This window comes from Bacillus cereus group sp. MYBK216-1, assembly GCF_051916495.1.
In the GTDB taxonomy this organism is placed as follows: domain Bacteria; phylum Bacillota; class Bacilli; order Bacillales; family Bacillaceae_G; genus Bacillus_A; species Bacillus_A thuringiensis_K.
In genome coordinates, this window is the sequence record NZ_JBQAGT010000005.1 from 179,215 (window position 1) to 205,160 (window position 25,946).

Consider the following 25,946-nt stretch of genomic DNA (forward strand, 5'->3'; position numbering starts at 1 on the left):
TGACTGACCCTTCTAGCCACCGGAGCTGGATTAAATAAAAAGTGCAAGCGGTTCGTTCAGAATCGCAGGCTATTTGGAACTCTCGACCTTGAAGCGCTCTTTGCTTCCAGTGAGAGAGTGAAATGACCGGAGCTGGGTTAAGTAAAAAGCGTAAGCAGTTTGTTCAGAATGGGAGGGGGATGGAGCTTCTGACGTAGAGGCGCTTTTTGCCTCGCAGGAAGGAGTGAAGCCACCGACCATTCTAGCTGCTGAAGCTGGAACTAAATTAAATAAGAAGCGAAGACAAATTTTCTTGTCTTCGCTTCTTGTATTTGTGTTCCAACGTATTGATTAAAACTAGATAAAAGGGTTACAATAGTGAATATTACCCTACTTGAACTTATTGCCTTTCATTATTAATTATTTGCCTTCCGTATTTTTTCCCTTTACCCATGAAAAAAGAGAATAACGTTAAAGTGTGGTGTCTGAATGAATTTGTCAATTGCAGCATTAGAAAACATGAAATTAAAAGAGTTATACGAGCTTGCGAAAGAATTTAAGATTTCGTATTATAGCAAGTTAACGAAAAAAGAGTTAATTTTTTCTATTTTGAAAGCTCGAGCAGAAAAAGAAGGTTTCTTTTTCATGGAAGGTGTATTAGAAATTATTCAATCAGAAGGATTTGGATTCCTACGTCCTATCAACTATTCTCCAAGCTCAGAAGATATTTATATCTCAGCTTCGCAAATTCGTCGTTTCGATTTACGTAATGGAGACAAGGTTTCTGGTAAAGTACGACCTCCGAAAGAAAATGAACGCTATTTTGGGTTATTACAAGTTGAAGCTGTAAATGGAGATGATCCAGATTCAGCAAAAGAGCGTGTGCATTTCCCTGCATTAACACCATTATACCCAGATCGCCAAATGAAATTGGAAACGGAACCGAAAAAGTTACCGACACGCATCATGGATTTAATCGCACCAGTTGGATTTGGACAACGTGGTTTAATTGTTGCGCCTCCAAAGGCTGGTAAAACAAGTCTATTAAAAGAAATCGCGCACAGTGTTACAACAAATCATCCGGAAGCAGAATTAATTGTACTTTTAATTGATGAGCGTCCAGAGGAAGTAACAGACATTGAACGTTCTGTTAAAGGGGATGTTGTAAGTTCTACTTTTGATGAAGTACCAGAAAATCATATTAAAGTAGCTGAGCTTGTGTTAGAACGTGCGATGCGTCTTGTAGAGCACAAGAAAGATGTTATCATTTTAATGGATAGTATTACCCGTTTAGCTCGAGCTTACAACCTCGTTATTCCACCAAGTGGTAGAACATTATCAGGCGGTATCGATCCAGCTGCCTTCCATAGACCGAAGCGTTTCTTTGGAGCTGCGCGTAATATTGAAGAAGGCGGTAGCTTAACAATTTTAGCAACAGCCCTTGTTGATACAGGATCCCGTATGGACGATGTTATTTATGAGGAATTTAAAGGAACTGGAAATATGGAACTTCACTTAGATCGTTCATTAGCTGAACGTCGTATCTTCCCGGCGATCGATATTCGTCGTTCTGGTACACGTAAAGAAGATCTATTAATTCCAAAAGAACATTTAGACAAGTTATGGGGCATTCGTAAAACAATGCGTGATACACCAGACTTCGTTGAAAGTTTCTTACGTAAGCTTCGTCAAACGAAGACAAATGAAGAGTTTTTACAAAACATTGTTGCAGACTCGAAAAGGTATGTAACAACTAAGTAAAGGGAAAAAATCAGGACTCGCTTATTTTATAGTAAGCGAGTTTTTTATGCTGTTTAGGTGATATTAAAGAGGGAAATAAGTGGAAGAACTTGAGTTGGTCAGAGCTGGATGAGCCGCTTCAGCAGTTAAAATTTTTAGTCATTTCGCTCTCTTGCATGAAGCAAAAAGCGCTTCATGCAAGAGAGTTTAAAGTGCCCTGCGATTCTGAACGAGCCGTCTCCACTTTAAGATAATATCCAGTTCCGGTGGCTAGCTTTTCGCATCTAAGAACCTTCCGCTCGAAAGGTAAAAAGCACCTTTAGGGCGAAAGAACCTTAGCTGGTCAGAGCTGAGCGAGCCACCTCCACTTTCAATTTAATATCCAGCTCCAGCGGCTAGAATGGTCGGTGGCTTCGCGTCTTCCTACGAGGCAAAAAGCGCCTCTACGTCAGAAGCTCCATCCCCCTCCCATTCTGAACGAGCCGCTTGCGCTTTTAAAATTAAAAAGACAAAAACAGGTAGTTGCAAAATGAAGTTAGCCTTGTTATAATTTCATCATATGTGTTTCATCAATATAGTTGTGTATGCAGCTGAAGATGAAAAACTCTGTTTCGAAAATGATTCAGGGCGGAAGGAGATGAAAAGAATGAAAGCAGGAATTCACCCAGATTACAAGAAAGTTGTATTCATGGACACAAACACAGGCTTCAAATTCTTAAGCGGATCTACTAAAGGATCTAACGAAACTGTTGAGTGGGAAGATGGTAACACTTATCCATTACTAAAAGTTGAGATCAGTTCTGATTCTCACCCATTCTACACTGGACGTCAGAAGTTTGCTACTGCAGACGGACGCGTTGACCGCTTCAATAAGAAATACGGTCTTAAGTAATAAAAACATAAAACAGGCAAGTGTATGTATTCGCTTGTCTGTTTTTTTTGCGAAAATATTATACCTTTACCCTACTTTTAACTGAAAAGTAGATGAAAGGAGAGCTTCATGTACTTAATAAATCAAAATGGCTGGATTGAAGTGATTTGCGGTAGTATGTTTTCTGGCAAGTCAGAAGAGCTAATCCGCCGTGTGCGCCGTACGCAATTTGCAAAACAACATGCAATTGTATTTAAACCATGTATTGATAATCGATATAGTGAAGAAGATGTAGTATCACATAACGGATTAAAGGTAAAAGCAGTTCCTGTTTCAGCTTCAAAGGATATATTTGAACATATTACAGAAGAGCTGGATGTTATTGCAATCGATGAGGTGCAATTTTTTGATGGGGACATTGTGGAAGTGGTGCAAGTATTGGCAAATCGTGGCTATCGTGTCATTGTAGCTGGTTTAGACCAAGATTTCCGTGGTCTACCATTTGGACAAGTTCCTCAGCTGATGGCGATTGCTGAACATGTAACAAAACTACAAGCAGTATGTTCTGTATGTGGATCTCCAGCAAGTCGTACACAACGATTAATTGATGGAGAACCAGCGGCATTTGATGATCCAATTATTTTAGTTGGAGCTTCAGAATCGTATGAACCGCGTTGTCGTCATTGTCATGCAGTACCTGCAAACAAAGATAAGTAAAACTCGCTGCGCAAGGCGGGTTTTTTTCAAAATAGAAAGAATGAGCGGTGTGAGCCGCTTACGCTTTTAAATATATCTAGTTCTGGTGGCTAGCTCTTCGCATCTAAGAACCTTCCGCCCAAAAGGTAAAAAGCACCTTTAGGTCGAAAGAACCTTAGCTGGTCAGAGCTGAAAGAGCCACCGCCACTTTTAAATATATTATCTAGCTCCAGCGGCTAGAATCTCCGGCCATTTCGCTCTCTCGCTCGAAGCAAAAAGCGCTTCAAGGTCGAGAGTTGAAAGTGGCCTGCGATTCTGAGCGAGCCGCTTGCGCTTTTAAATATAATTTGCGTTTTTTTGAGTAAGTACCATATACTATTTGTATTAGATACTAGGATGTAGAGGTGAATGATGTGTTAGATCGTTTGCAAGCTGTAGAAAATCGTTATGAGAAGTTAAATGAATTGTTAAGTGATCCAGCGATTATTAGTGATTCAAATAAGCTTCGTGAATATTCAAAGGAACAGTCTGATATACAGGAAACGGTAGAGGTGTATCGTGAGTATAAGGATGTTCGTGAGCAATTAAAAGATGCGAAAGCAATGTTAGAAGATAAGTTAGACGCAGAAATGCGTGAAATGGTAAAAGAAGAAGTTTCTGAGTTAGAATCACAAGATAAAACATTATCAGAGCGTCTGAAAATTTTACTTGTTCCAAAAGACCCTAATGATGATAAGAACGTTATCGTTGAGGTTCGTGGAGCTGCTGGTGGAGACGAGGCAGCTTTATTTGCTGGTGACTTATACCGTATGTATAGCCGTTACGCTGAGGTACAGGGCTGGAAAACGGAGATTATTGAGGCTAGCTATACAGAGTTAGGTGGATATAAAGAGATTATCTTTATGATTAATGGTAAAGGTGCTTTCGCGAAGCTGAAATTCGAGAATGGTGCTCACCGTGTACAACGTGTTCCTGAAACGGAATCTGGTGGACGTATTCATACATCTACAGCAACTGTAGCTGTATTACCAGAGGCAGAAGAAGTAGAAATTGATATTCATGAGAAAGATGTTCGTGTTGATACATTCGCTTCTAGTGGACCTGGTGGACAGAGCGTTAATACAACGATGTCAGCGGTGCGTTTAACACATTTACCGACTGGTGTAGTTGTATCTTGTCAGGATGAGAAATCACAGATCAAGAATAAAGAAAAAGCGATGAAAGTATTACGCGCACGTGTTTATGATAAGTTTAGACAAGAAGCGCAAGCTGAGTATGATCAAAACCGTAAACAAGCTGTTGGTACGGGAGATCGTTCAGAGCGTATTCGTACGTATAACTTCCCGCAAAACCGTGTTACAGACCATCGAATCGGTTTAACGATTCAAAAGCTAGATCAAATCTTACAAGGTAAGTTAGATGATTTCATCAATGCCTTAGTGATGGAAGATCAGGCTCAAAAGATGGAGGCAGCTGAGTAATGCGTGTCTATGAAGCCCTGAAATGGGCTTCTTCTTTTTTACAGGAAAATGGACGAGATGAAAATGCGGGAGAAATTGTCCTTTGTCATGTATTAAAGGTGAACAGAACAGGATTACTTATGAATATGCGTGAAGAAATAACTGAGGATCAAGAGAAAAGCTTTACGGAGTTTATCCACAAGCATGTAGAAGGTATTCCTATTCAATATATGATTGGTTATGAAATGTTTTATGGACGGTCTTTCTTTGTGAATGAAGAAGTATTAATACCAAGGCCGGAAACAGAAGAGCTTATAGTGGGAGTATTAGAAAGAATCGAGCGCCATTTTGGTGATGAGAAACTACATGTAGCAGATATAGGTACAGGTAGTGGAGCGATTTCTATTACGCTTGCTTTAGAAAATGAAAATCTTCATGTTTATACAGTAGATATTGCACAAGAGTCGATTGAAGTTGCAAAAGAAAATGCAAAAGCTTTAGGTGCAGAAGTAACGTTCTATCACGGTGATTTATTGTCACCATTTCATAAAACGGATCAAAAGCTAGATGTTGTTGTTTCAAATCCTCCATATATACCGGAAGAGGATTGGCGTGGTCTTTCTCCTGTTGTGAAAGAGCATGAGCCGAAGAGAGCACTTGTTGGTGGTGAAGACGGATTAGATTTCTATCGCCGTTTTATGGAAGAATTGCCGAATGTGTTGCAGAAGAAAGCGATTGTGGCGTTTGAAATTGGAGTAGGACAAGGTGAGGATGTAAAAAGATTGTTACAACAAGCTTTTCCACATGCTCATGTTGAGGTTGTTTTCGATATTAACGGAAAAGATCGTATGGTATTTGCAGAGATGGAGTAAGGTTCACACCTTACTCTATTTTTTTGTGGAAAAATTCATATAGATTTTGAATTTAATAGTTTAGAAAGATGAAAGTCTGTCCACACTGTTTGTAGAAGGGACGGTGGAGGAAATGAAAAAACAAGTTATTGCTTATCTTCTTATACTATTAATTGGTGCACAGTTACTTGTGCAGTTTGGATATATGAAAGCTGATGCGAAAGGGCCTTCAGTTATTCCGAAAGAGGCCGTTCGATTACGAATTTTAGCAAATAGTGATTCAGATAAAGACCAGGCATTGAAACGTAAAGTGCGTGATGAAGTAAAAGCACAAATTGATGGGTGGGTAGCGGATTTAACTTCATTTGAAGAGGCACGCAAAGTAATTCAAAGTCATATTCCAGAAATCGAGAAAACGGTGGAAAATACGTTAAAAAGAGAAGGAAGTAAAGATTCATTTCAAGTGAAATTTAGTAAGAATGTAAAGTTTCCTACAAAGGTATACGGGAATTTTATTTATCCAGCAGGAGAATATGAAGCAGTATTAATCACAATTGGAGAAGGTGAAGGGGCGAACTGGTGGTGTGTATTATTTCCACCAATGTGTTTCTTAGATTTTTCGAGCGGGACAGCTGTAAGAAAAGAAGAGCACGTTGTGAAGGCGGAATCTCCTGAAGAGGAGCAGGTGAAACAACTAGATGAGGAAGTAATAGATAAAGAAGAGAAGAAAGTAGATAAGGTAAAAGAAACGAAAGCTGTAAAGCAGGAAGTAGTAAAAAAAGTAACAGCTTCTGAAAAGAAAGTAGTAAAAAATGAAACAAAAGTCGAAGAGCAGCCTGTAAGTAAAGAAGAAATGAAAACTGTGGAAAAAGTGGAGAAACCTGTGGAGAAAAAACAAGAAAAGCAAAATGAGTATGTAAAAGTAGAAGAGGAAGAAGAAAAGCCAGAAGTTAAATTGTTTATTGTAGAAGCTTTTACATCTTTATTCTCTAAATAGTACTATTAATAAATCCCTCTTCATATATAAAAATGAGGAGGGATTTATTATGAAGAAAGTGTATTTTGCTACGAAAGCAGATGTGGAAAGATTACATTCTTTTTTCGGACAAGCTAATAAAAAAGATGATAAAATAAATGAGTTGTACGCACAATTTATGATTTTGGAAGAGGCGGAAGAAATACGAGCTGTAATTGGTTATGAACAAAGTGGGGAAGATGTGCTTATTCGTTCTTGTTTATTCACACCTCATGTGGATAAACAGACTTTCTTATATTTTTTTGAAATGTTTTTGCAGTATATGAAAGAAAAAAGTGTTCAACAATTGTACTTACTAACAAATCATCCACAATCTGTACCGATCTTTCAGTTTTTTGACTTTTTTACTATAGAAAAGGATGAGGTTCCAGAGGGAATTCAACAACTAGAACATTTTTGTAAAAATATAAAAGAGCAGAATGCAATAATACTAAATTGTCAGCTATTCACAAAGTTATCCACGGATTAACAAGGTTTATCCACATTTTGTGGATAAACCTTGTTTGTCTTTTGGATAAATCTCATAGTAAACTAAAAATATACAAGTATTTAAGGGTAGAAAAGGACGTGGAAAAAAATGCATACAAACATGTGGGTTGTGGATAATGTTGTGGAAAGAAAAAAATATTATCCACAGTTACAAGAAGCAGCAAAATTATTAAGAGAAAATGAGGCGGTGGCTTTCCCTACGGAAACAGTATATGGGTTAGGTGCAAATGCGATGGATGATGAAGCAATCGCGAAAATTTTCGAAGCGAAAGGAAGACCGAGTGATAATCCACTCATTGTCCATATAGGTACAAAATCTCAGTTAGATGGGATTGTGAAAGAAATTCCACCAGTTGCAGAGAAGTTAATGGCGCATTTTTGGCCAGGACCATTAACAATTATTTTGCCGAGAAAAGAAGGGATTTCAGAGAAGGTGACGGCAGGACTTAATACGGTTGGAGTAAGAATGCCTGATCATCCAATTGCACTTGCTCTTATTGAAGAGGCGAATGTACCTGTTGCAGCACCAAGTGCGAATCGTTCAGGGCGTCCAAGTCCAACATTAGCTTCTCACGTATATGAAGATTTGAATGGGAAGATTGCAGGTATTGTTGATGGTGGTGCAACTGGAGTAGGCGTTGAATCAACTGTAATTGATTGTACAAGCGCGGTTCCAACAATATTACGTCCAGGTGGGATTACGAAAGAACAATTAGAAGCGGTGATAGGTACTGTTTCTTTAGATCCAGCTTTAAAGGATGAGAAGGAAAAACCGAAATCGCCTGGAATGAAATACACACATTATGCGCCGAAAGCACCACTTAGTATTGTTGAGGGTTCACGTGAGTTTATTCAGCATCTTGTAGATGAGAAAAAGGAAGAAGGATTTAAAGTAGGCGTATTAACGACAGAAGAGTATCAGCATGTATATAGTGCAGATGTTATATTATCTTGTGGTGTTAGAAGTGACTTAGCTAGTGTTGCGACTAAATTATATGATGTACTTAGAACATTTGATGCAAGTGAAGTGGATGTTATTTTTAGTGAGTCATTCCCTAATGAAGGAATAGGGAATGCAATTATGAATCGTTTAACAAAAGCGGCAGGACATCATATTATTATTGAATGATAAGGTAAGATTAGCAAACAGAATATTTCTCCTTGGATAAGCATATTGTGAAGTAGCACGTCCAAGGAGGGGCATGAATGACGTTTGAACAGCTAATACCTTTAATAATTATGGCATTCGCCTTAGGGATGGATGCGTTCTCGGTGAGTCTTGGTATGGGGATGATACCCCTAAAGTTAAGACAAATCCTGTATATTGGTATGACGATAGGGATATTTCATATTATTATGCCGTTTATAGGAATGGTACTAGGTCGTTTTTTATCAGAGAAGTATGGAGATATCGCACATTTTGCGGGTGCTATTTTATTAATCGGACTAGGGTTTTATATCGTATATTCGAGCATTTTACAAAATGAAGAGACTAGAACAGCCCCTATTGGAATTAGTTTATTCGTATTTGCATTTGGCGTCAGTATAGATAGTTTCTCAGTAGGACTTAGTCTTGGTATTTATGGGGCACAAACAATTATTACGATTTTACTTTTTGGATTTGTTAGCATGTTATTAGCGTGGATGGGTTTATTAATTGGGAGACATGCGAAAGATATGCTCGGTACATATGGTGAGGTAGTAGGTGGTATCATTTTGGTTGGGTTTGGATTATATATCCTTTTTCCTATATAATTTTATGTAGGAGGGAATTATGAACAAGCTATTGGAATGGTATGTTAAATTTTTAACCTTCTATCCTCGATGGCTAAGAAGACTTATAATTTGGGGTATTATTTTGCAAATTTCGATGTTAGGTTGGATTAAGTTAATTCGTGAATGGTGAGATAGTTCCTTTCTGTGAATATTTTGTTTGTACTATATTTATTGCGCTAAAAATTACAGATATAGAAAGGATGAGATGAATGACGAGATTGAAGCAAGTTTTTGGTATTATTATTAGTTTTTTTGTTTTTTGGTTTAGTATGCTCGGTGTACAAATGTTTGCTGAGTTTTTAGATATTGAGTCATTGAAATTTGTTGCGGGAAAGACTGAGGCGGCGCGTGCCTTTTACTCTCCGTACCCGTTTTTAATTGTTTTTCTTATTACATTGCTTTCCCTATACTTCTTCGTAATTAAGCTAGGGAAGCCGAAAAAAGAGAAAATGCCTACTTTAGAGGAAAAGAAGGAAGAATTACAATGATAAAACCCCCTGCTAAAAAGCAGGGGATTTTATATTTGAGTGATGGGAGGAATCTAGCCGCCTTGCTTTTAAATATATCCAGCTTCAGCGGCTAGAATGGTCGGTGGCTTCGCGTCTTCCTGCGAGGCAAAAAGCGCCTCTACGTCAGAAGCTCCATTCCCCTCCCATTCTGAGCGAGCCGCTGCCGCTTTTAGATATTATCCAGCTTCAGCGGCTAGAATGGTCGGTAGCTTCGCGTCTTCCTGCGAGGCAAAAAGCGCCTCTACGTCAGAAGCTCCATCCTCCTCCCATTCTGAGCGAGCCGCTGCCGCTTTTAGATATTATCCAGTTCCAGTGGCCAGCTCTTCGCATCTAAGAACCTCCGCTACTCAAGGTAAAAAGCACCTTTTGTGCGAGAGAACCTTAGCTGGTCAGAGCTAAACGGGCCACTTCCACTTTTAAACTGGCCTAACCAATTCAAATTGTTCTCCTAATTTTGCATAGTTGTGTCCTGCTAAGCGGCTTATTGGTTTGAGTCCTTCGGCGTGAATGCGCCCTTTTTCATATAGATGTTCGGCAATGTGGAAACGAACGACGCGTCCAATTAGTAGATCACAAGCTGGTGAGTCTTCCGTTCCGCCAAGTGGAATTGCACGTTCTAATACGCATTCCATTCGAATATTTGCTTCTTTTACACCTGGAACAGAGATGACTTCACTTTTGATTGGTGTTAGTTTTGCTAGTTCAATTTCACTTTCATTTGGCGGGAGGTTAGCTGCTGTTTCATTAATTGCTGCTACATATGATTCGTCAGAAATATGTACAACAAATTCTCCTTTTTCAATTGCGTTTCGGGAAGTGTCCTTTCTTTCTCCAGCTTTTCGTTGTACAGATACTGAGATAAGTGGTGGATTAGCAGCGACAATATTGAAATAACTATATGGCGCTCCGTTTAATACACCGTCTTTTGTTACAGAAGTAACGAATGCTACAGGACGAGGGATGATACTTCCAGTAAGTAATTTGTAATTATCTTTTTCAGTTTGTTCATCTGGATTAATGGATAACATGCTTGTAATCCCCTTTCTAAATATGAATACTTATTGTTTGTTTACAAGATAACGATGAGAAAATCCTGCTGGAAATAATATTTTGTTTCATAAAAAGAACTTACTTCAATTGTAATGAAGTAAGTTCTTTTTTCAAGAATCTCAAATTTGAGATAAAAATTAAAGTAAAACGTATGCCCCAGGTCCGATTAAAGCTACACCAACAGCGACAGCGATTAACATTAAGTTATATTCATATCCGTTTTGTGTTACCCAGTAACCATTTTTTCCGTGAACAGTGAAGATAGCCATTAACATTGTTCCAACGATAAATAATGAACCAACTACAATGAAAATACCTGATGCGAATAAGAAACCACCTAGTAATTCAGTTGCGCCAGCCATAAATGCCATAAATACACCAGGGCGTAAACCGATTGACTCCATCCAGCCACCTGTTCCTTTTAAACCGTAACCGCCGAACCAACCAAATAATTTTTGAGCACCATGACCCATGAATGTAATTCCTATAATAAGACGAATAATAAGTAGACCGAAATCCATCATTTTTCAAAACCTCCTAAAAGTTATCAACTTACCTTACGTAAGTAATGATAAAATAGTTACTTACTTTAGTCAAGTGGATTTTGAAAAAAGTTTGAATTAAATTTTACAAATTAACAACAAAAAATAAAATGTAGTAAAGACCTCTAGACAAGTTGGGCAAAAAAAGAGAAAATATAAATAGAAGTTAACTTCTAATTGTTATTCAGACAATCAGAATTGACTGGAATTTTGTGAAGCGCTACAATAAGAGTCTATTAGTAATGACGTAATTTATTTCGAAAGCGTTTTTACAGTATAATATTCGAAGTATGAAGTCTTACATGTATCCCGAGCTTTACTAGGGATTGCCCTATAAACTTTTAGGTAAATTATAAGGAGGACTATCCTATGTTTAAAAAATTATTCGGTCTTGGTTCAAAAACAAATGAAGAAACAATCGTAGCTCCATTAACTGGAGCAGTGAAAAATATTGAAGAAGTACCAGATCCAGTATTTGCTGGTCGTATGATGGGTGACGGCGTTGCAATCGATCCTACTGAAGGTGTAGTTGTATCTCCAGTTGATGGTGAAATCGTACAATTATTCCACACAAAACATGCTATCGGAATTAAAGCGAAAAACGGTACAGAAATTTTAATCCACGTTGGATTAGAAACTGTAAAAATGGAAGGCGAAGGTTTCGAAGCTCACGTTTCTGAAGGCCAAGCTGTAAAAGCTGGAGATAAATTAATCTCATTCGACCTAGAATTAATCCGTGAAAAAGCGAAAAGCACAATTACTCCAATTGTTATTACAAACACAGATGCAGCTGAGTCTATTAAGACAACTGTAGGCGTAGCAGCTACAAAAGGTTCAACAGAAGTAATGAAAGTTACAATGAAATAATTGCTATATAAGAGGAATCCGTTTCGTATGAAATGGATTCCTTATTTTTGTTGTATGTTCAGCAGGTATGTTAAAATACTCTAGGCACTTGGAAATAGGGCTTCACATATATGTGGATAAGGCGCATTTTTCTTAGAAAAAATATAAGAGAAATGCGCCTTTTGTATATTCACATTTCTTTTGTTCTATTCTAATGTAAGTTATGATGAGTGATAAGAAATGGAATATAGGGGTGGGTTTGAATGAAACGAGTGTTATTTGTTTGTACTGGCAATACATGTCGTAGTCCAATGGCTGAGGCGTTGCTTCGTCATCACGGAGGAGATAAGTTTGAAGTGCAATCTGCTGGTGTTTTCGCCTATCCTGGGAGCGATGCATCGGTACATGCGAAGGAAGCTTTAGCTGAAAAGGGAATTGCAATCGATCATGCCGCGCAGCAGGTAAACGAAACTTTGATTGGTTGGGCAGATATTGTAGTAACAATGACGGAAAACCATAAGCAAATTGTCCTTGGGCATTATCCGAGTGTCGAAGAGAAAGTAGATACATTATATGGAGTAGCTGAGGGAATAAGTAAGGATATTTCAGATCCATTTGGCGGATCACTTTCTATTTATAAAGAAACGTTAGAAGAGATGGAAAAACTTGTACAAACTTTACTGAAAAACCATTCAGAAGGTTGATGTTTCGTGTATAATACGATATTGGAGATCACTTCGTCCCATTAAAGGATCGAGTGAGAAATGAAGATAATGGATTGAAACTTTGGAGGGGTAAAAATGAAAGTAGTAATAGCATCTGATCACGGCGGTATGAATATCCGCAAAGAACTTGTAAGTTTATTAGAAGAGTTAAATATTGAATATATTGATTTAGGTTGCGAATGTGAAGCTGGTTCTGTTGATTACCCTGACTTTGCGTTTCCAGCAGCTGAAATGGTAGCGAATGGTCAAGTAGATCGTGGTATTTTAGTTTGTGGGACAGGCATTGGTATGTCAATCGCAGCAAACAAAGTGAATGGTATCCGTTGTGCGTTAGTTCATGATACTTTCAGCGCGAAAGCAACGAGAGAGCATAATGACACTAACATGCTAGCAATGGGCGAGCGTGTAATTGGTGCTGGTCTAGCGCGTGATATTGCGAAAATCTGGTTAACAACTGACTATGAAGGTGGTCGTCACGAAAACCGCGTAGGAAAAATTAAAACATACGAAACAAAGTAATAGATTCTAACTATCAGTAGTGTGCAATATAATTTGGTGAACCAACCTGTGAAAGGAAGAGGCGTAATGACAGAAATCGTAAAGGTAAGAGAACAGCTACAAATGTTGCTTTCTGATTTCCAAGAACAAGCTTCATTACAAAGCGGTCAAATTTTTGTAGTGGGTTGTAGCACGAGCGAAGTGCTAGGCGAAAGAATTGGAACATCAGGAACGATGGAAGTAGCAGAGGCGATTTTCTCTGAGTTAAAACAATTTCAAGAGCAAACAGGTATTGAATTAGCGTTTCAATGTTGTGAGCATTTAAACCGTGCTTTAGTAGTTGAGAGAGAAGTAGCGATAAAATATCAATTTGAAATTGTAACAGTTACGCCTGTTAGATCAGCAGGTGGTGCATTGGGGACATACGCGTATCACAATTTGAAAGATCCGGTAGTAGTTGAGTTTATTAAAGCTGATGCAGGAATGGATATTGGTGATACATTTATCGGTATGCATTTAAAGCATGTAGCTGTTCCGGTTCGTACAAGTGTGAAGGAAATTGGAAGTGCGCATGTAACGATGGCCAAAACACGTGGAAAACTAATTGGTGGGGCACGTGCTGTCTATGCGGCAGCGGAAGAGACTACCACTTGCCGTTAAATATGAGAAATTAGGAAGTCATATAGTAACTGTTTATCATAAGATAAAAGGTATGTTGTCTGACTTTATAATAGAAGAAAGAAAAGACCGATTTTCGGTCTTTTTTTTCTTTTATGATATAGAAAGTCATGTTAGAATGTAGTTGAAAACATGAAGGTTCGAAAGAATTACAACCTGAATTTTCGTTTTTTCTGAATAAATGAGAAAAAACTATTGGGAATCGATGTAATTCGTTCAGAAAAGGGGGATTTTGGTGGATCATTTAAAACGTCAAGATGAAAAGGTATTTGCTGCAATTGAGGCAGAACTAGGAAGACAGCGTTCAAAGATTGAGTTAATTGCTTCGGAAAACTTCGTAAGTGAAGCAGTAATGGAGGCACAAGGTTCTGTTTTAACGAATAAGTATGCTGAAGGATATCCTGGAAAACGTTACTATGGTGGCTGTGAACACGTAGACGTAGTAGAAGATATCGCACGTGATCGTGTGAAAGAAATTTTCGGCGCAGAGCACGTCAATGTTCAACCACACTCTGGTGCACAAGCGAACATGGCAGTATACTTCACGATTTTAGAGCAAGGCGATACAGTACTTGGTATGAATTTATCTCATGGTGGTCACTTAACACACGGAAGCCCTGTTAACTTCAGTGGAGTACAATATAATTTCGTAGAATATGGCGTGGATGCTGACTCTCACCGTATTAATTACGATGATGTATTAGCAAAAGCGAAAGAACATAAACCAAAATTAATCGTTGCAGGTGCAAGTGCATACCCTCGTGTTATCGATTTCAAGCGATTCCGTGAGATTGCAGATGAAGTGGGCGCTTATTTAATGGTTGATATGGCACATATCGCTGGTTTAGTAGCTGCTGGTTTACATCCAAATCCAGTACCACATGCACATTTCGTTACAACGACAACACATAAAACGTTACGTGGCCCGCGTGGTGGTATGATTTTATGTGAAGAGCAATTTGCAAAACAAATTGATAAATCAATCTTCCCTGGTATTCAAGGTGGTCCACTTATGCACGTAATCGCTGCGAAAGCTGTTGCATTTGGTGAGGCACTTCAAGATGATTTCAAAACATATGCACAAAATATCATTAACAATGCGAACCGCTTAGCTGAAGGTCTCCAAAAAGAAGGACTTACACTTGTTTCTGGCGGAACAGACAATCACTTAATCTTGATTGATGTTCGTAACTTAGAAATCACAGGTAAAGTAGCAGAGCACGTATTAGATGAAGTTGGTATTACAGTGAACAAAAATACAATTCCATTTGAAACAGCAAGCCCATTTGTAACAAGTGGTGTACGTATCGGTACAGCAGCTGTAACATCTCGTGGTTTCGGTTTAGAAGAAATGGATGAAATTGCGTCACTTATTGCCTATACATTAAAAAATCATGAAAATGAAGCTGCATTAGAAGAAGTACGTAAGCGTGTAGAAGCGTTAACTAGCAAATTCCCAATGTATCCAAATCTATAATAGATTGAAGAAGACCGCCGAGACTTAATTGTTTTGGCGGTCTTTTTTGTGGACATATATTATTTTTAAAGTATGTATACAAATGATGAATAAATTTTGGCGATATAATGAAGGATACGGCTCCCATAATTGGTAAAGATACTAGATAGATTCATCGTAAAATCATGATTTTGCCAAATTTGCCCTTGAATATTAGTAGCGTTTTCTTTACAATCGTAAATAGTGTAAAAAAGCGTGCAAACGCATGAATATCATCTAAAGGAGAGATTCACATGGGAAAACTGTATGTATTTGATCACCCGTTAATTCAACATAAGATTACATATATTCGCGATAAGAATACAGGTACGAAAGATTTTCGTGAATTAGTGGACGAAGTAGCAAGCTTAATGGCTTTCGAAATTACTCGCGACCTTCCACTTAAGGACATTGAAATTGAAACACCTGTAAGCAAAGCGACAACAAAAGTGATCGCTGGTAAAAAACTTGGTTTAATTCCGATTTTACGTGCAGGTTTAGGAATGGTTGATGGAATTCTGAAATTAATTCCAGCAGCAAAAGTAGGACACGTTGGTTTATACCGTGACCCTAAAACATTGCAACCGGTAGAATACTATGTGAAACTTCCAACGGATGTAGAAGAGCGTGACTTTATCGTACTAGATCCGATGCTAGCAACAGGTGGTTCTGCGGCTGAAGCAATTAACTCTCTGAAAAAGCGCGGTGCGAAACAAATTAAATTAATGTGTATCGTTGCAGCTCCAGAAGGGGTAAAAGTAGTACAAGAAGAACATCCTGATGTTGATATTTATGTAGCAGCATTAGATGAGAAATTAAATGACCACGGATATGTAGTACCAGGTCTTGGTGATGCTGGTGACCGTTTATTCGGAACGAAGTAAGACAACTGACGAGCAGGGGAGATTCCCCAGCTCGTCTTTTTTTGCTGTAAGCAAGTAGGGGAGGGGGAGAGGATAAATATACATCGTATATACAACATAAGTTGCATACACCTCACATATAATATAGAAGTCTTACGTCTGAGGAACACTATATTATGGAAGAAAAGCGTTATATCTCGAAAATATAATAGTGACAAACTTGTGAACATTTTCTTCTATTATAAAGAGAAAACTGTTAGAAATTGCATATATGTAACCAGTATTTAGAAGGGGAACGTTTTCATTTTTGGGAGGAAATGCCTAATACTCAAATTTTTAGATTTTTTACGATTTCTCGTTGACACTGTTAATACCCTATTGTATGCTAACAACGGGGATAGATGGTAGGGCTTTCAGTGACAAAATTACATCTATTCCGTGACGAAAATGTAAACTTTTTGTTTTGTATAGGATTTATGCAAAAAAATGAGTTATTATTAACACATCGTGAATGAGGGTTACATATTGGAGGGATGAATCCTTGCAAAAAAACGATCGCAGCCATATAAAAGCTTATGCTTTAATGTCAGGTATTCTCGCTCAGTTAGTCGGTTCTATTCTTGTTGGAATCTTTGGTGGGCAGTGGATTGATAATAAGGTTGGAACGTTTCCGTTGTTTCTTATTATAGGGTTATTACTCGGACTAGGAACAGGGGTATACGCAATGATTCGACTCATTCGACATTACTATTCGGGAGAGCAATGATGATAGACGTACATGGACTTGTCCAAAGACAAAAGAAATATATGTACTACTTGCTTGCGCTTCTAGTGCTAGGATGGGGATTTACCTCTTACAAGGATGTATTTCTTGGACTGATTATCGGTACGATTTTCAGTTTTCTTAGTTTGCGCATCATTGCACGTAGAACAGACAAGCTGCTAGATCGCGTAACAAATGGAGAAAACGTGAAGTTCAAGGCAACAGCGGTAAGTACATATTCAAGATTCGCCACGATTGGGTTATTAATTTTATTTGCAGCCAAATATCAAGAGTTAATCGCGATGTGGGGCCTAGGTGTAGGATTGCTGACAGGATACCTTGTCATGATCATAGATTTTCTTTATTTAGAGTATAAGAGCAGGGAAGAGAGGTGAATTACTAGTGGAACACGGTAAATTAGTTGAATTTCTAGGTTTAACGTTCGATTTGTCATCAGTTATGATGGTTACTGTAGCAGCAGTTATTGTTTTCTTAATCGCTGTTATCGGAACTCGCAGCTTAGCTCTTCGCCCAACCGGGATGCAAAACTTCATGGAATGGGTGTTTGACTTCGTGAAAGGGATTATCAATAGTACGATGGACTGGAAAACAGGTGGACGTTTCTTAACGCTTGGCGTTACGCTTATCATGTTTATCATCGTATCGAACTTCCTTGGTTTACCATTCATGTATTCAGCAACTGAAGCTGGCGAACATATTGCATGGTGGAGATCACCAACGTCTGATCCAGCAGTTACATTAACATTAGCCGTGATGGTAGTTACCCTCACCCATTATTATGGAATTAAGATGAAGGGTACGAAAGAGTACGTAAAAGGTTATTTCCAACCTATGAAATTCTTATTCCCATTAAAGGTTATTGAGGAGTTTGCTAACACATTAACGTTAGGTCTTCGTTTATTTGGTAACATTTATGCAGGTGAGATCTTATTAGGATTACTTGCTAAGTTGGGCGGAGCATCAGTCCTTGGGGCAGTAGGTGCGCTTGTACCAATGTTAGCATGGATGGGATTCAGTGTATTCGTTGGATCAATCCAAGCATTTATTTTCGTTATGTTAACGATGGTTTATATGGCTCATAAAGTAAGCCATGACCATTAATATAATTTAAGTAAGAAAAAATTTATTTTTTTATAATACAAAGGAGGACAAATTAAATGAGTTTAGGTGTAATCGCAGCTGCAATTGCAATTGGTTTATCAGCATTAGGTGCAGGTATTGGTAACGGTCTTATCGTATCACGTACAATCGAAGGTGTTGCTCGTCAACCAGAATTAAAAGGCGCACTTCAAACAATTATGTTCATCGGGGTTGCTTTAGTTGAGGCACTTCCAATCATCGGTGTAGTTATTGCATTCATCGTAATGAACAAATAAGGGAGACTCCCCTTACATAGATGGCGAAGAGTGTTTTTCCGAACTTTCTTCGCCATTGCTTTATGAACGAAACGTATGTCTTTTTTTTTCATATGATCAATCTAGATATTTTGAAGGGAGTGAATCCTTGTGCCAACTTTATTATTAGGGGCTGCCATTCCATTTGGAACGATTGCTTATACATTGTTCATTTTCTTACTTCTGTTAGTGATGCTACGCAAATTTGCGTGGGGTCCTTTAATGGGGATTATGAAAGAACGTGAAGAGCATGTTACTAATGAAATCGACGCTGCAGAAAGAAGTAACGCTGAAGCGAAGAAGTTAGTAGAAGAACAACGTGAAATGTTAAAACAATCACGTGTTGAAGCACAAGAGTTAATTGAAAGAGCGAAAAAACAAGCTGTAGATCAGAAAGATGTTATTGTTGCTGCTGCGAAAGAAGAAGCAGAATCAATTAAAGCATCTGCTGTACAAGAAATTCAACGCGAAAAAGAGCAAGCAATTGCTGCTTTACAAGAACAAGTCGCTTCTTTATCTGTTCAAATTGCTTCTAAAGTAATTGAAAAAGAATTAAAAGAAGAAGATCAAGTGAAGTTAATTCGCGATTATATTAAAGAAGTAGGAGAAGCGCGATGAGCAATGGGATTGTAGCAAAACGTTATGCTGTCGCTCTTTTTAAAATTGCTAAAGAAAAACACGTATTAGAAATGTTTGAAGAGGAATTACGCCTTGTACAAAACGTTTATGTAAAGAACGGAGAACTACATAGCTTTTTAACGCAACCGAACATTTCAAAAGAGCAGAAGAAAACGTTTCTTGCAAACGTATTCGGATCTGTTTCTGAATCTATTTTAAATACGTTATATATTTTAATTGATAACAAACGCATTGATATCTTACCTGAAATTGCAGATGAATATGTTGTTCTTGCTAATGAAGAACGTAACGTAGCGGATGCAACTGTATATTCTACTCGTCTTCTATCAGAAGAAGAGAAGCTTAACATTGCTGAAGCATTTGCAAAGAGAACGGGCAAAGATGCAATTCGCGTGAAAAATGTTGTAGATGAAGATTTACTAGGCGGCATTAAAGTACGTATTGGAAATCGCATTTATGACGGAAGTTTACAAGGAAAATTAGCACGTATTCAGCGTGAATTAATGAAGAATAGATAGGGGTGAAGCACATGAGCATCAGAGCTGAAGAAATTAGCGCACTGATAAAGCAACAAATCGAGAACTATCAGTCTGAAATCGAAGTTAGTGATGTTGGTACAGTTATCCAAGTTGGTGACGGTATCGCGCGTGCTCATGGTCTTGATAACGTTATGGCTGGTGAACTTGTAGAGTTCTCTAACGGCGTTATGGGACTAGCACAAAACTTAGAGGAAAACAACGTAGGTATTATCATTTTAGGACCTTACACAGAAATCCGTGAAGGTGACGAAGTTCGTCGTACTGGTCGCATCATGCAAGTACCAGTAGGAAAAGAACTAATTGGTCGTGTTGTAAACCCATTAGGTCAACCAGTTGATGGTTTAGGCCCAATCAATACAACAAACACTCGTCCAATCGAAAGTCCAGCACCAGGTGTAATGGATCGTAAATCTGTTCATGAGCCACTTCAAACAGGTATTAAAGCGATCGATGCCCTTGTACCAATTGGTCGTGGTCAACGTGAGTTAATCATCGGTGACCGTCAAACTGGTAAAACAGCAGTTGCACTTGATACAATCATTAACCAAAAAGATGAAGACATGATTTGTATCTACGTAGCAATTGGACAAAAAGAATCAACTGTACGTAACGTAGTAGAAACACTACGTAAGCACGGTGCATTAGAGTACACAATCGTTGTAACTGCATCTGCTTCTCAACCAGCTCCATTATTATACCTAGCTCCTTACGCTGGTGTAACAATGGGTGAAGAGTTCATGTACAATGGTAAACACGTATTAGTAGTATATGATGACTTATCAAAACAAGCAGCGGCTTACCGTGAGCTGTCATTACTATTACGTCGTCCTCCAGGTCGTGAAGCTTACCCAGGGGATGTATTCTACTTACATTCTCGCTTATTAGAGCGTGCAGCAAAATTAAGTGATGCAAGAGGCGGCGGTTCTTTAACTGCACTACCTTTCATCGAAACACAAGCAGGGGACGTATCTGCATACATCCCAACAAACGTAATTTCTATTACGGATGGACAAATCTTCTTACAATCTGATCTATTCTTCTCTGGCGTACGTCCAGCGATCGATGCGGGTACTTCTGTATCTCGTGTAGGTGGATCTGCTCAGATTAAAGCGATGAGTAAAGTATCAGGTACACTTCGTCTTGACCTTGCATCTTACCGTGAGTTAGAAGCGTTCGCTCAGTTCGGTTCTGACCTTGATAAAGCAACTCAAGCGAAATTAAACCGTGGTGCTCGTACTGTTGAGGTATTAAAACAAGGATTACACAAACCATTACGTGTAGAGAAACAAGTTATCATTCTTTACGCTTTAACACGTGGATTCCTAGATGATATCCCAGTAGTAGATATCACTCGTTTTGAAGAAGAATTCCATGCTTGGTTAGATTCTAATGCGACTGACTTATTAGAAGAAATCCGCACAACTAAGAAACTTGCGGATGACGACAAATTTGCAGCAGCAATCAATGGATTTAAAAAAGTATTTGTAGCTTCTGAATAATAATAAAAAGTGAAGCCGACTGTTCAGCCCCATCGGCTAAGGTTCTTTCTCACAGAAGGTGCTTTTTACCTTCTTGTGGGGAAGGTTCTTAGACGAAAGGGGCTAGGAGGCGGAACTAGATTAATAAAAGCGGAAGCGGCTCGTTCTGAATGTGAGGGGGATGGAGCTTCTGACGAAGAGGCGGTGTTTGCCTCGTAGGAAGAAGTGAAGCCACCGAGCATTCAAGCCGCTGGAGCTAGATAGTATATATAAAAGGCATCTCGGGCTCTGAGATTGCTAAAGGTCATGTAAAGGAAAAGAGTAGGTGCACCTATTCTTTTCCTTCAATCATGAGCAAGAATATCTTGCAACGTAGATTAGGAAGAGGATTCTTACTAATCGTGCCAACTTCCGGAAAAAAGGTGGTGAAAACCTGTGGCATCTTTACGCGATATAAAAGCGAAGATTAACTCGACAAAGAAAACGAGTCAAATTACGAAAGCGATGGAGATGGTATCTGCATCTAAGTTAAACCGTGCAGAGCAAAATGCTAAATCTTTCGTTCCGTATATGGAAAAGATTCAAGAAGTAGTAGCGAGCATTGCGCAAGGAAGCAAAGGGATTAATCATCCAATGCTAAATGCGCGTCCTGTAAAGCGTACAGGATACATCGTTATTACGTCTGATCGCGGACTAGCAGGTGGTTATAACAGTAACGTATTACGTACAGTAAGTAACGTAATTCGTGAACGTCATAATATGGATTCAAACCAATATTCTATTATTGTGCTTGGACGACTAGGACGTGATTATTTAAAACGTCGCGGCTTTAACATTATTGATGAAGTAGTTGGATTATCTGACCATCCATCATTTACTGATATTAAAGACCTTGCTTCTCGAGCAATTGCGATGTTCGCAGATGGTGCTTATGATGAGCTGTACATTTACTACAACCATTACGTAAGTAAAATTTCACAAGAGGTAACGGAAAATAAAATTTTACCGCTTACTGATGTGGCGTCTGACAAACCAACGACAGCTTATGAATTCGAACCTTCTGAAGAAGAAATTTTAAAAGTACTATTGCCACAATACGCAGAAAGCTTAGTGTACGGTGCATTACTAGATGGTAAAGCAAGTGAACACGCAGCGCGTATGACAGCAATGAAGAGTGCTACAGACAACGCAATGGAAGTTATCGATTCACTTACACTTTCATTCAACCGTGCGCGTCAGGCAGCGATTACGCAAGAAATTACGGAAATCGTTGGTGGAGCAGCAGCGTTAGAATAGTAATAAAAAGTGGAAGCGGCTCGTCCAGAACAGGAGGGCATTGGAGCTCCTGACGAAGAGGCGTAGTTTGCCTCACAGGAAGGCGCGAAATGACCGACTGTTCTAGCCGCTGGAACTAGATTCAATAAAAAGTGGAAGCGGCTCTGTCAAAAGAGTCGCGTAAGCTATAAACCAATAAAAAATTAAAAGCTAGCTGCTCGTAGAAAGTTGGCTAATTAAAAGAAAGCTAGGAGGGAACCCGATGAATAAAGGGCGCGTTACGCAAATCATGGGTCCGGTTGTAGACGTTAAGTTTGATGGCGGAAAGCTACCAGAAATCTACAACGCCCTTACGGTAAAACAAAGCAACGAAAACGGAAGTATTAACTTAACATTTGAAGTTGCACTTCATTTAGGTGATGATACAGTTCGTACAGTTGCAATGTCTTCCACAGATGGACTTGTTCGTGGCACAGAAGTAGAAGATACTGGTAAACCAATCTCTGTACCAGTTGGTGATGTAACACTTGGTCGCGTATTTAACGTATTAGGTGATGCAATTGACTTAGATGGTGAGGTTCCTGCAGATGTACATCGTGATCCAATTCACCGTCAAGCACCTGCATTCGAAGAATTATCTACTAAAGTAGAAATTCTTGAAACTGGTATTAAAGTAGTAGACTTACTTGCTCCTTACATTAAGGGTGGTAAGATCGGCCTATTCGGTGGTGCCGGCGTAGGTAAAACAGTATTAATTCAGGAATTAATTAACAACATCGCACAAGAGCACGGTGGTATCTCTGTATTCGCTGGTGTAGGTGAGCGTACTCGTGAGGGTAATGACTTATACCACGAAATGAGCGATTCTGGCGTAATCAAGAAAACTGCGATGGTATTCGGACAAATGAACGAGCCACCTGGAGCACGTCAACGTGTTGCATTAACAGGTTTAACAATGGCTGAGCATTTCCGTGATGAGCAAGGACAAGACGTACTTCTGTTCATCGATAACATCTTCCGTTTCACGCAAGCGGGTTCTGAAGTATCTGCCCTTCTTGGTCGTATGCCATCTGCGGTAGGTTACCAACCAACACTTGCAACAGAAATGGGTCAATTACAAGAGCGTATTACATCTACAAATAAAGGGTCTATCACGTCTATCCAAGCGGTATATGTACCAGCCGATGACTATACTGACCCAGCACCAGCTACAACGTTTGCTCACTTAGATGCAACAACAAACTTAGAGCGTCGTTTAACACAAATGGGTATTTACCCAGCCGTAGATCCATTAGCATCTACATCTCGTGCACTTTCTCCAGAAATTGTAGGAGAAGAACATTATGAAGTAGCTCGTCAAGTACAGCAAACTTTACAACGTTATAAAGAGCTTCAAGATATCATCGCTATCTTAGGTATGGATGAGTTATCTGAAGAAGATAAGTTAGTTGTACATCGTGCTCGTCGTATTCAATTCTTCTTATCTCAAAACTTCCACGTAGCTGAGCAGTTTACAGGTCAAAAAGGTTCTTACGTACCTGTAAAAAATACAGTTAGTGGTTTCAAAGAAATTCTAGAAGGAAAATATGATGACCTTCCAGAAGATGCATTCCGCTTAGTAGGTGGCATTGAAGAAGTTATTGAAAACGCGAAGAAAATGATGGCGTAAGGCCTTAGGAGGGACGAAGTATGAAGACATTTCCAGTCAGTATTGTAACTCCTGATGGACCGGTTTACGAAAAAGAAGTAGAAATGGTAAGTGTAAAAGCAGAGAGTGGGGAAATGGGGATCTTACCAGGTCACATTCCAACTGTTGCACCATTAAAAATTAGTGCAGTTCGTCTGAAAAATGGTGGACACACTGATTATGTAGCAGTAAGCGGTGGCTTTATCGAAGTTCGTCCAGATAAAGTGACTGTATTATCATCATCTGCTGAAGAAGCAAACCATATCGATATCCATCGCGCAAATGAAGCGAAGCGTCGCGCTGAGCAACGTCTGCAAGATAAACAAGCACATGTTGACTTTAAACGTGCAGAAATGGCATTACAACGTGCCGTGAACCGTTTAAACGTTTCCGATATGAAGTAAAAAAATCCGTAAGGGCTTTGCCTTTACGGATTTTTTTTTTGTTTGTTTTATGGATAATTTTACAAAAATGGTATAATTATATTGATGCTTGTATAAGTAGAAGTGTACAACAATTTATATTTCATAAAGGGGATGAATCAATGATTGGTGAAATGAAGCGAGAAGCATTGTACTCTTTAAAGGGAAAATGGGGACTAGGTGTTGGATCAACAATTTTATATTTTATTTTAAGTTATGTCGTTTCGATGGCTGCAATGCTTATACTATTAATTCCAGGAATTATTATATTTCTCTCAGTTGCAAGCTTAACTGGATCATTTGAAGAGGAAACGATGTCAATTGGAGCAGGTATTACCTTTGGGATTTTTTATTTCATTATGATAATTTTGAGTAACGCATCGTATGGGATTACGTCATATGGTTATACAAATGTATTTTTACAGATTAGTAAACGAGAAGATGCTAAAGTAGATTACTTATTTGAAGGATTTCGTGGCTTTAAAAGAATGATGAAAACAATGTGGGCAATGCTTGCTATTTTGTTATATACAGGTACATGGATTCCGATGCTGTTAATAGGCTTATTTGCATTGTTAGGTGAAGAAGGGAATACGTCATTTGCAATAGCTTTCTTCGTACTATTAGCAATTTCAATTGTTGGTATGATTGTGATGTATTTTTCTTATGCACTGACGTATTATGTGATGATTGAAAATCCAGAATATAGTGTTTCGCAGGCGATGAAGGAAAGTAAGAATCTTATGAAGGGTCATAAGTTAGATTTGTTTCTTTTATGGCTGAGCTTCATAGGATGGGCTATTTTAGCGCTTTTTACTTTTGGAATAGGATTTCTTTGGCTTAGTCCGTATATGAGTACGACGACAGCACACTTTTATCGCTATATTTCAAAAGGTGAATTTCAATAGGAACATGCTATACTAATAGAATTATTGTGTATAGGAGGCGAGGCTACGCATGATTAGTGATTTAAAAGGAGAAGCACTAGATTCATTAGAGGGAAAATGGGGATTAGCTGTTGGAGCTACACTACTCATTTCAATTCTTATCACGGCTTTTAGTTTTAGTGTTGATTGGGGATTTTCTTTAATTTTCGGTTGGCAAAAAACAAATGGTTCACTTTCAACGAATATTCTTACATTTTTTGTTACTGGACCGTTAACTTTAGGTGGATATTACCTTGGTTTAAATATCCTTCGTGAACAGCAAGCTAGTATTGGTAATGTATTCGTTTGGTTTTCAGAGGGAAAGAGATTTCTAAAATCATTTTTATTATATTTATTAGTAAATCTTTATCTTTTCTTATGGATGTTATTGTTCATTATTCCAGGTATTATTAAATCATTTTCTTATGCGATGACATACTTTATTATAAACGATCATCCTGAGTATTCACTGAACCAGGCTATTACAGAAAGTCGTCGTATGATGGATGGACATAAGATGGAGTATTTCATTTTATGTTTAAGTTTTATTGGCTGGTTTATATTAAGTTGTATTACATTAGGGATTGGATTCTTATGGTTAATTCCATATTTCTATACAACATCTGCAGCTTTTTACGAAGAGATCGCAGAAGAATATTATGAGAAAAATATTTAGCACTAAAAAACCCCCGGTATGA

The 25,946-nt window shown here is 38.5% G+C and carries 33 protein-coding genes; 31 read left to right on the plus strand and 2 right to left on the minus strand.

All coding sequences use genetic code 11. The features are described 5' to 3' along the window. Nucleotides 1–468: 468 nt before the first annotated feature. The 11 genes from rho to ACTFRH_RS19155 all read left to right on the plus strand — a co-directional run bounded on the left by rho (nucleotide 469) and on the right by ACTFRH_RS19155 (nucleotide 9,386). Nucleotides 469–1,740 carry a transcription termination factor Rho gene (gene rho, locus ACTFRH_RS19105; RefSeq protein ID WP_001053903.1) on the plus strand — a complete coding sequence of 424 codons (1,272 nt, stop codon included), beginning with the start codon at nucleotides 469–471 and terminating at the stop codon, nucleotides 1,738–1,740. A 625-nt stretch (nucleotides 1,741–2,365) separates the two neighbouring features. Beyond that, the gene (locus ACTFRH_RS19110; RefSeq protein WP_000643433.1) at nucleotides 2,366–2,611 is read left to right on the plus strand and encodes a type B 50S ribosomal protein L31; all 246 of its coding nucleotides are present in this window, start codon (nucleotides 2,366–2,368) and stop codon (nucleotides 2,609–2,611) included. A 108-nt stretch (nucleotides 2,612–2,719) separates the two neighbouring features. Next, complete coding sequence (locus ACTFRH_RS19115; protein ID WP_000280859.1) at nucleotides 2,720–3,307, plus strand: thymidine kinase; 588 nt, start codon at nucleotides 2,720–2,722, stop codon at nucleotides 3,305–3,307. 392 nt (nucleotides 3,308–3,699) lie between these two features. Further along, on the plus strand, nucleotides 3,700–4,767 hold the full coding sequence (gene prfA / locus ACTFRH_RS19120) for a peptide chain release factor 1 (protein ID WP_000887064.1): 1,068 nt from the start codon (nucleotides 3,700–3,702) through the stop codon (nucleotides 4,765–4,767). Further along, entirely contained in the window at nucleotides 4,767–5,618 is an 852-nt protein-coding gene (gene prmC, locus ACTFRH_RS19125) for a peptide chain release factor N(5)-glutamine methyltransferase (RefSeq protein ID WP_001267054.1), read from the plus strand. The genes prfA and prmC overlap by 1 nt, the downstream gene beginning before the upstream one ends. A 112-nt stretch (nucleotides 5,619–5,730) precedes the next feature. Further along, entirely contained in the window at nucleotides 5,731–6,594 is an 864-nt protein-coding gene (spoIIR, locus tag ACTFRH_RS19130; RefSeq protein WP_002097913.1) for a stage II sporulation protein R, read from the plus strand. Between the two features lie 49 nt (nucleotides 6,595–6,643). Next, on the plus strand, nucleotides 6,644–7,102 hold the full coding sequence (locus ACTFRH_RS19135; protein ID WP_000758437.1) for a mechanosensitive ion channel protein: 459 nt from the start codon (nucleotides 6,644–6,646) through the stop codon (nucleotides 7,100–7,102). Nucleotides 7,103–7,210: 108 nt separating this feature from the next. Continuing rightward, nucleotides 7,211–8,251, plus strand: a complete 1,041-nt coding sequence (locus ACTFRH_RS19140; protein WP_000557351.1) for an L-threonylcarbamoyladenylate synthase — start codon at nucleotides 7,211–7,213, stop codon at nucleotides 8,249–8,251. A 77-nt stretch (nucleotides 8,252–8,328) separates the two neighbouring features. Continuing rightward, entirely contained in the window at nucleotides 8,329–8,877 is a 549-nt protein-coding gene (locus ACTFRH_RS19145) for a manganese efflux pump MntP (RefSeq protein WP_000142464.1), read from the plus strand. Nucleotides 8,878–8,896: 19 nt separating this feature from the next. Next, a complete protein-coding gene (locus ACTFRH_RS19150; RefSeq protein WP_001037636.1) occupies nucleotides 8,897–9,028 on the plus strand; it encodes a hypothetical protein in 132 nt (43 codons plus the stop codon). A 79-nt stretch (nucleotides 9,029–9,107) separates the two neighbouring features. After that, complete coding sequence (locus ACTFRH_RS19155; protein WP_000197472.1) at nucleotides 9,108–9,386, plus strand: DUF3935 domain-containing protein; 279 nt, start codon at nucleotides 9,108–9,110, stop codon at nucleotides 9,384–9,386. Between the two features lie 437 nt (nucleotides 9,387–9,823). On the opposite strand, the gene ACTFRH_RS19160 is transcribed toward ACTFRH_RS19155, so the two are convergent. Together ACTFRH_RS19160 and ACTFRH_RS19165 are read right to left on the minus strand one after the other, a co-directional pair. Beyond that, nucleotides 9,824–10,435 carry a flavin reductase family protein gene (locus ACTFRH_RS19160; protein ID WP_000949038.1) on the minus strand — a complete coding sequence of 204 codons (612 nt, stop codon included), beginning with the start codon at nucleotides 10,433–10,435 and terminating at the stop codon, nucleotides 9,824–9,826. Between the two features lie 159 nt (nucleotides 10,436–10,594). Beyond that, nucleotides 10,595–10,981 (minus strand): DoxX family protein, encoded by a 387-nt coding sequence (locus ACTFRH_RS19165; RefSeq protein WP_000968616.1) that lies wholly within the window; start codon nucleotides 10,979–10,981, stop codon nucleotides 10,595–10,597. Between the two features lie 387 nt (nucleotides 10,982–11,368). On the opposite strand from ACTFRH_RS19165, the gene ACTFRH_RS19170 reads away from it, so the two are divergent. From ACTFRH_RS19170 to ACTFRH_RS19265, 20 genes are all read left to right on the plus strand, one after another. Continuing rightward, entirely contained in the window at nucleotides 11,369–11,866 is a 498-nt protein-coding gene (locus ACTFRH_RS19170) for a PTS sugar transporter subunit IIA (protein ID WP_000473665.1), read from the plus strand. A 242-nt stretch (nucleotides 11,867–12,108) separates the two neighbouring features. Beyond that, a complete protein-coding gene (locus ACTFRH_RS19175; protein ID WP_000832367.1) occupies nucleotides 12,109–12,549 on the plus strand; it encodes a low molecular weight protein arginine phosphatase in 441 nt (146 codons plus the stop codon). 96 nt (nucleotides 12,550–12,645) lie between these two features. Then, a complete protein-coding gene (gene rpiB, locus ACTFRH_RS19180) occupies nucleotides 12,646–13,089 on the plus strand; it encodes a ribose 5-phosphate isomerase B (protein WP_000869545.1) in 444 nt (147 codons plus the stop codon). 66 nt (nucleotides 13,090–13,155) lie between these two features. Continuing rightward, nucleotides 13,156–13,728, plus strand: coding sequence for a TIGR01440 family protein (locus tag ACTFRH_RS19185; protein WP_000136371.1), 573 nt, complete (start codon nucleotides 13,156–13,158; stop codon nucleotides 13,726–13,728). Between the two features lie 253 nt (nucleotides 13,729–13,981). Then, nucleotides 13,982–15,223, plus strand: a complete 1,242-nt coding sequence (glyA, locus tag ACTFRH_RS19190) for a serine hydroxymethyltransferase (RefSeq protein ID WP_000349806.1) — start codon at nucleotides 13,982–13,984, stop codon at nucleotides 15,221–15,223. A 272-nt stretch (nucleotides 15,224–15,495) separates the two neighbouring features. After that, nucleotides 15,496–16,125, plus strand: coding sequence for a uracil phosphoribosyltransferase (gene upp, locus ACTFRH_RS19195; protein ID WP_000517539.1), 630 nt, complete (start codon nucleotides 15,496–15,498; stop codon nucleotides 16,123–16,125). A 380-nt stretch (nucleotides 16,126–16,505) separates the two neighbouring features. Further along, nucleotides 16,506–16,619 carry a DUF4024 domain-containing protein gene (locus tag ACTFRH_RS19200; protein WP_000232962.1) on the plus strand — a complete coding sequence of 38 codons (114 nt, stop codon included), beginning with the start codon at nucleotides 16,506–16,508 and terminating at the stop codon, nucleotides 16,617–16,619. A gap of 26 nt (nucleotides 16,620–16,645) precedes the next feature. Further along, nucleotides 16,646–16,870 (plus strand): AtpZ/AtpI family protein, encoded by a 225-nt coding sequence (locus tag ACTFRH_RS19205; protein WP_001171223.1) that lies wholly within the window; start codon nucleotides 16,646–16,648, stop codon nucleotides 16,868–16,870. Beyond that, nucleotides 16,870–17,262 carry an ATP synthase subunit I gene (locus ACTFRH_RS19210; protein WP_000567600.1) on the plus strand — a complete coding sequence of 131 codons (393 nt, stop codon included), beginning with the start codon at nucleotides 16,870–16,872 and terminating at the stop codon, nucleotides 17,260–17,262. The genes ACTFRH_RS19205 and ACTFRH_RS19210 overlap by 1 nt, the downstream gene beginning before the upstream one ends. 7 nt (nucleotides 17,263–17,269) lie before the next feature. Further along, entirely contained in the window at nucleotides 17,270–17,989 is a 720-nt protein-coding gene (gene atpB / locus ACTFRH_RS19215; RefSeq protein ID WP_000399872.1) for a F0F1 ATP synthase subunit A, read from the plus strand. A 56-nt stretch (nucleotides 17,990–18,045) separates the two neighbouring features. Then, the gene (atpE, locus tag ACTFRH_RS19220; protein WP_000052064.1) at nucleotides 18,046–18,264 is read left to right on the plus strand and encodes a F0F1 ATP synthase subunit C; all 219 of its coding nucleotides are present in this window, start codon (nucleotides 18,046–18,048) and stop codon (nucleotides 18,262–18,264) included. Nucleotides 18,265–18,393: 129 nt separating this feature from the next. After that, complete coding sequence (atpF, locus tag ACTFRH_RS19225; RefSeq protein ID WP_001142618.1) at nucleotides 18,394–18,900, plus strand: F0F1 ATP synthase subunit B; 507 nt, start codon at nucleotides 18,394–18,396, stop codon at nucleotides 18,898–18,900. Further along, entirely contained in the window at nucleotides 18,897–19,439 is a 543-nt protein-coding gene (gene atpH / locus ACTFRH_RS19230) for a F0F1 ATP synthase subunit delta (protein WP_000064683.1), read from the plus strand. The genes atpF and atpH overlap by 4 nt, the downstream gene beginning before the upstream one ends. An 11-nt stretch (nucleotides 19,440–19,450) precedes the next feature. Then, nucleotides 19,451–20,959, plus strand: a complete 1,509-nt coding sequence (atpA, locus tag ACTFRH_RS19235; protein ID WP_000027521.1) for a F0F1 ATP synthase subunit alpha — start codon at nucleotides 19,451–19,453, stop codon at nucleotides 20,957–20,959. 75 nt (nucleotides 20,960–21,034) lie between these two features. Further along, nucleotides 21,035–21,157, plus strand: a complete 123-nt coding sequence (locus ACTFRH_RS19240; RefSeq protein ID WP_000521150.1) for a hypothetical protein — start codon at nucleotides 21,035–21,037, stop codon at nucleotides 21,155–21,157. A gap of 216 nt (nucleotides 21,158–21,373) precedes the next feature. Beyond that, nucleotides 21,374–22,234: a F0F1 ATP synthase subunit gamma gene (atpG, locus tag ACTFRH_RS19245; protein ID WP_000157696.1), complete on the plus strand. Its 861-nt coding sequence runs from the start codon at nucleotides 21,374–21,376 to the stop codon at nucleotides 22,232–22,234. Nucleotides 22,235–22,475: 241 nt separating this feature from the next. Further along, nucleotides 22,476–23,882 carry a F0F1 ATP synthase subunit beta gene (gene atpD, locus ACTFRH_RS19250; RefSeq protein ID WP_001032593.1) on the plus strand — a complete coding sequence of 469 codons (1,407 nt, stop codon included), beginning with the start codon at nucleotides 22,476–22,478 and terminating at the stop codon, nucleotides 23,880–23,882. Nucleotides 23,883–23,902: 20 nt separating this feature from the next. Further along, nucleotides 23,903–24,304 (plus strand): F0F1 ATP synthase subunit epsilon, encoded by a 402-nt coding sequence (atpC, locus tag ACTFRH_RS19255; RefSeq protein WP_000847211.1) that lies wholly within the window; start codon nucleotides 23,903–23,905, stop codon nucleotides 24,302–24,304. 140 nt (nucleotides 24,305–24,444) lie between these two features. After that, nucleotides 24,445–25,230: a DUF975 family protein gene (locus ACTFRH_RS19260; RefSeq protein ID WP_000578832.1), complete on the plus strand. Its 786-nt coding sequence runs from the start codon at nucleotides 24,445–24,447 to the stop codon at nucleotides 25,228–25,230. A 49-nt stretch (nucleotides 25,231–25,279) separates the two neighbouring features. Beyond that, nucleotides 25,280–25,924, plus strand: a complete 645-nt coding sequence (locus tag ACTFRH_RS19265; RefSeq protein ID WP_000622469.1) for a DUF975 family protein — start codon at nucleotides 25,280–25,282, stop codon at nucleotides 25,922–25,924. Nucleotides 25,925–25,946: the final 22 nt, after the last annotated feature.

What these genes read in the sequence shown, in the direction of transcription:
- rho (WP_001053903.1), top strand. Translation starts at nt 469, where the DNA reads ATGAATTTGTCAATTGCAGCATTAGAAAACATGAAATTAAAAGAGTTA.
- ACTFRH_RS19110 (WP_000643433.1), top strand. Translation starts at nt 2,366, where the DNA reads ATGAAAGCAGGAATTCACCCAGATTACAAGAAAGTTGTATTCATGGAC.
- ACTFRH_RS19115 (WP_000280859.1), top strand. Translation starts at nt 2,720, where the DNA reads ATGTACTTAATAAATCAAAATGGCTGGATTGAAGTGATTTGCGGTAGT.
- prmC (WP_001267054.1), top strand. Translation starts at nt 4,767, where the DNA reads ATGCGTGTCTATGAAGCCCTGAAATGGGCTTCTTCTTTTTTACAGGAA.
- spoIIR (WP_002097913.1), top strand. Translation starts at nt 5,731, where the DNA reads ATGAAAAAACAAGTTATTGCTTATCTTCTTATACTATTAATTGGTGCA.
- ACTFRH_RS19135 (WP_000758437.1), top strand. Translation starts at nt 6,644, where the DNA reads ATGAAGAAAGTGTATTTTGCTACGAAAGCAGATGTGGAAAGATTACAT.
- ACTFRH_RS19140 (WP_000557351.1), top strand. Translation starts at nt 7,211, where the DNA reads ATGCATACAAACATGTGGGTTGTGGATAATGTTGTGGAAAGAAAAAAA.
- ACTFRH_RS19145 (WP_000142464.1), top strand. Translation starts at nt 8,329, where the DNA reads ATGACGTTTGAACAGCTAATACCTTTAATAATTATGGCATTCGCCTTA.
- ACTFRH_RS19150 (WP_001037636.1), top strand. Translation starts at nt 8,897, where the DNA reads ATGAACAAGCTATTGGAATGGTATGTTAAATTTTTAACCTTCTATCCT.
- ACTFRH_RS19155 (WP_000197472.1), top strand. Translation starts at nt 9,108, where the DNA reads ATGACGAGATTGAAGCAAGTTTTTGGTATTATTATTAGTTTTTTTGTT.
- ACTFRH_RS19160 (WP_000949038.1), bottom strand. Translation starts at nt 10,435, where the DNA reads ATGTTATCCATTAATCCAGATGAACAAACTGAAAAAGATAATTACAAA.
- ACTFRH_RS19165 (WP_000968616.1), bottom strand. Translation starts at nt 10,981, where the DNA reads ATGATGGATTTCGGTCTACTTATTATTCGTCTTATTATAGGAATTACA.
- ACTFRH_RS19170 (WP_000473665.1), top strand. Translation starts at nt 11,369, where the DNA reads ATGTTTAAAAAATTATTCGGTCTTGGTTCAAAAACAAATGAAGAAACA.
- ACTFRH_RS19175 (WP_000832367.1), top strand. Translation starts at nt 12,109, where the DNA reads ATGAAACGAGTGTTATTTGTTTGTACTGGCAATACATGTCGTAGTCCA.
- rpiB (WP_000869545.1), top strand. Translation starts at nt 12,646, where the DNA reads ATGAAAGTAGTAATAGCATCTGATCACGGCGGTATGAATATCCGCAAA.
- ACTFRH_RS19185 (WP_000136371.1), top strand. Translation starts at nt 13,156, where the DNA reads ATGACAGAAATCGTAAAGGTAAGAGAACAGCTACAAATGTTGCTTTCT.
- upp (WP_000517539.1), top strand. Translation starts at nt 15,496, where the DNA reads ATGGGAAAACTGTATGTATTTGATCACCCGTTAATTCAACATAAGATT.
- ACTFRH_RS19200 (WP_000232962.1), top strand. Translation starts at nt 16,506, where the DNA reads ATGGTAGGGCTTTCAGTGACAAAATTACATCTATTCCGTGACGAAAAT.
- ACTFRH_RS19210 (WP_000567600.1), top strand. Translation starts at nt 16,870, where the DNA reads ATGATAGACGTACATGGACTTGTCCAAAGACAAAAGAAATATATGTAC.
- atpE (WP_000052064.1), top strand. Translation starts at nt 18,046, where the DNA reads ATGAGTTTAGGTGTAATCGCAGCTGCAATTGCAATTGGTTTATCAGCA.
- atpH (WP_000064683.1), top strand. Translation starts at nt 18,897, where the DNA reads ATGAGCAATGGGATTGTAGCAAAACGTTATGCTGTCGCTCTTTTTAAA.
- atpA (WP_000027521.1), top strand. Translation starts at nt 19,451, where the DNA reads ATGAGCATCAGAGCTGAAGAAATTAGCGCACTGATAAAGCAACAAATC.
- atpD (WP_001032593.1), top strand. Translation starts at nt 22,476, where the DNA reads ATGAATAAAGGGCGCGTTACGCAAATCATGGGTCCGGTTGTAGACGTT.
- atpC (WP_000847211.1), top strand. Translation starts at nt 23,903, where the DNA reads ATGAAGACATTTCCAGTCAGTATTGTAACTCCTGATGGACCGGTTTAC.
- ACTFRH_RS19260 (WP_000578832.1), top strand. Translation starts at nt 24,445, where the DNA reads ATGATTGGTGAAATGAAGCGAGAAGCATTGTACTCTTTAAAGGGAAAA.
- ACTFRH_RS19265 (WP_000622469.1), top strand. Translation starts at nt 25,280, where the DNA reads ATGATTAGTGATTTAAAAGGAGAAGCACTAGATTCATTAGAGGGAAAA.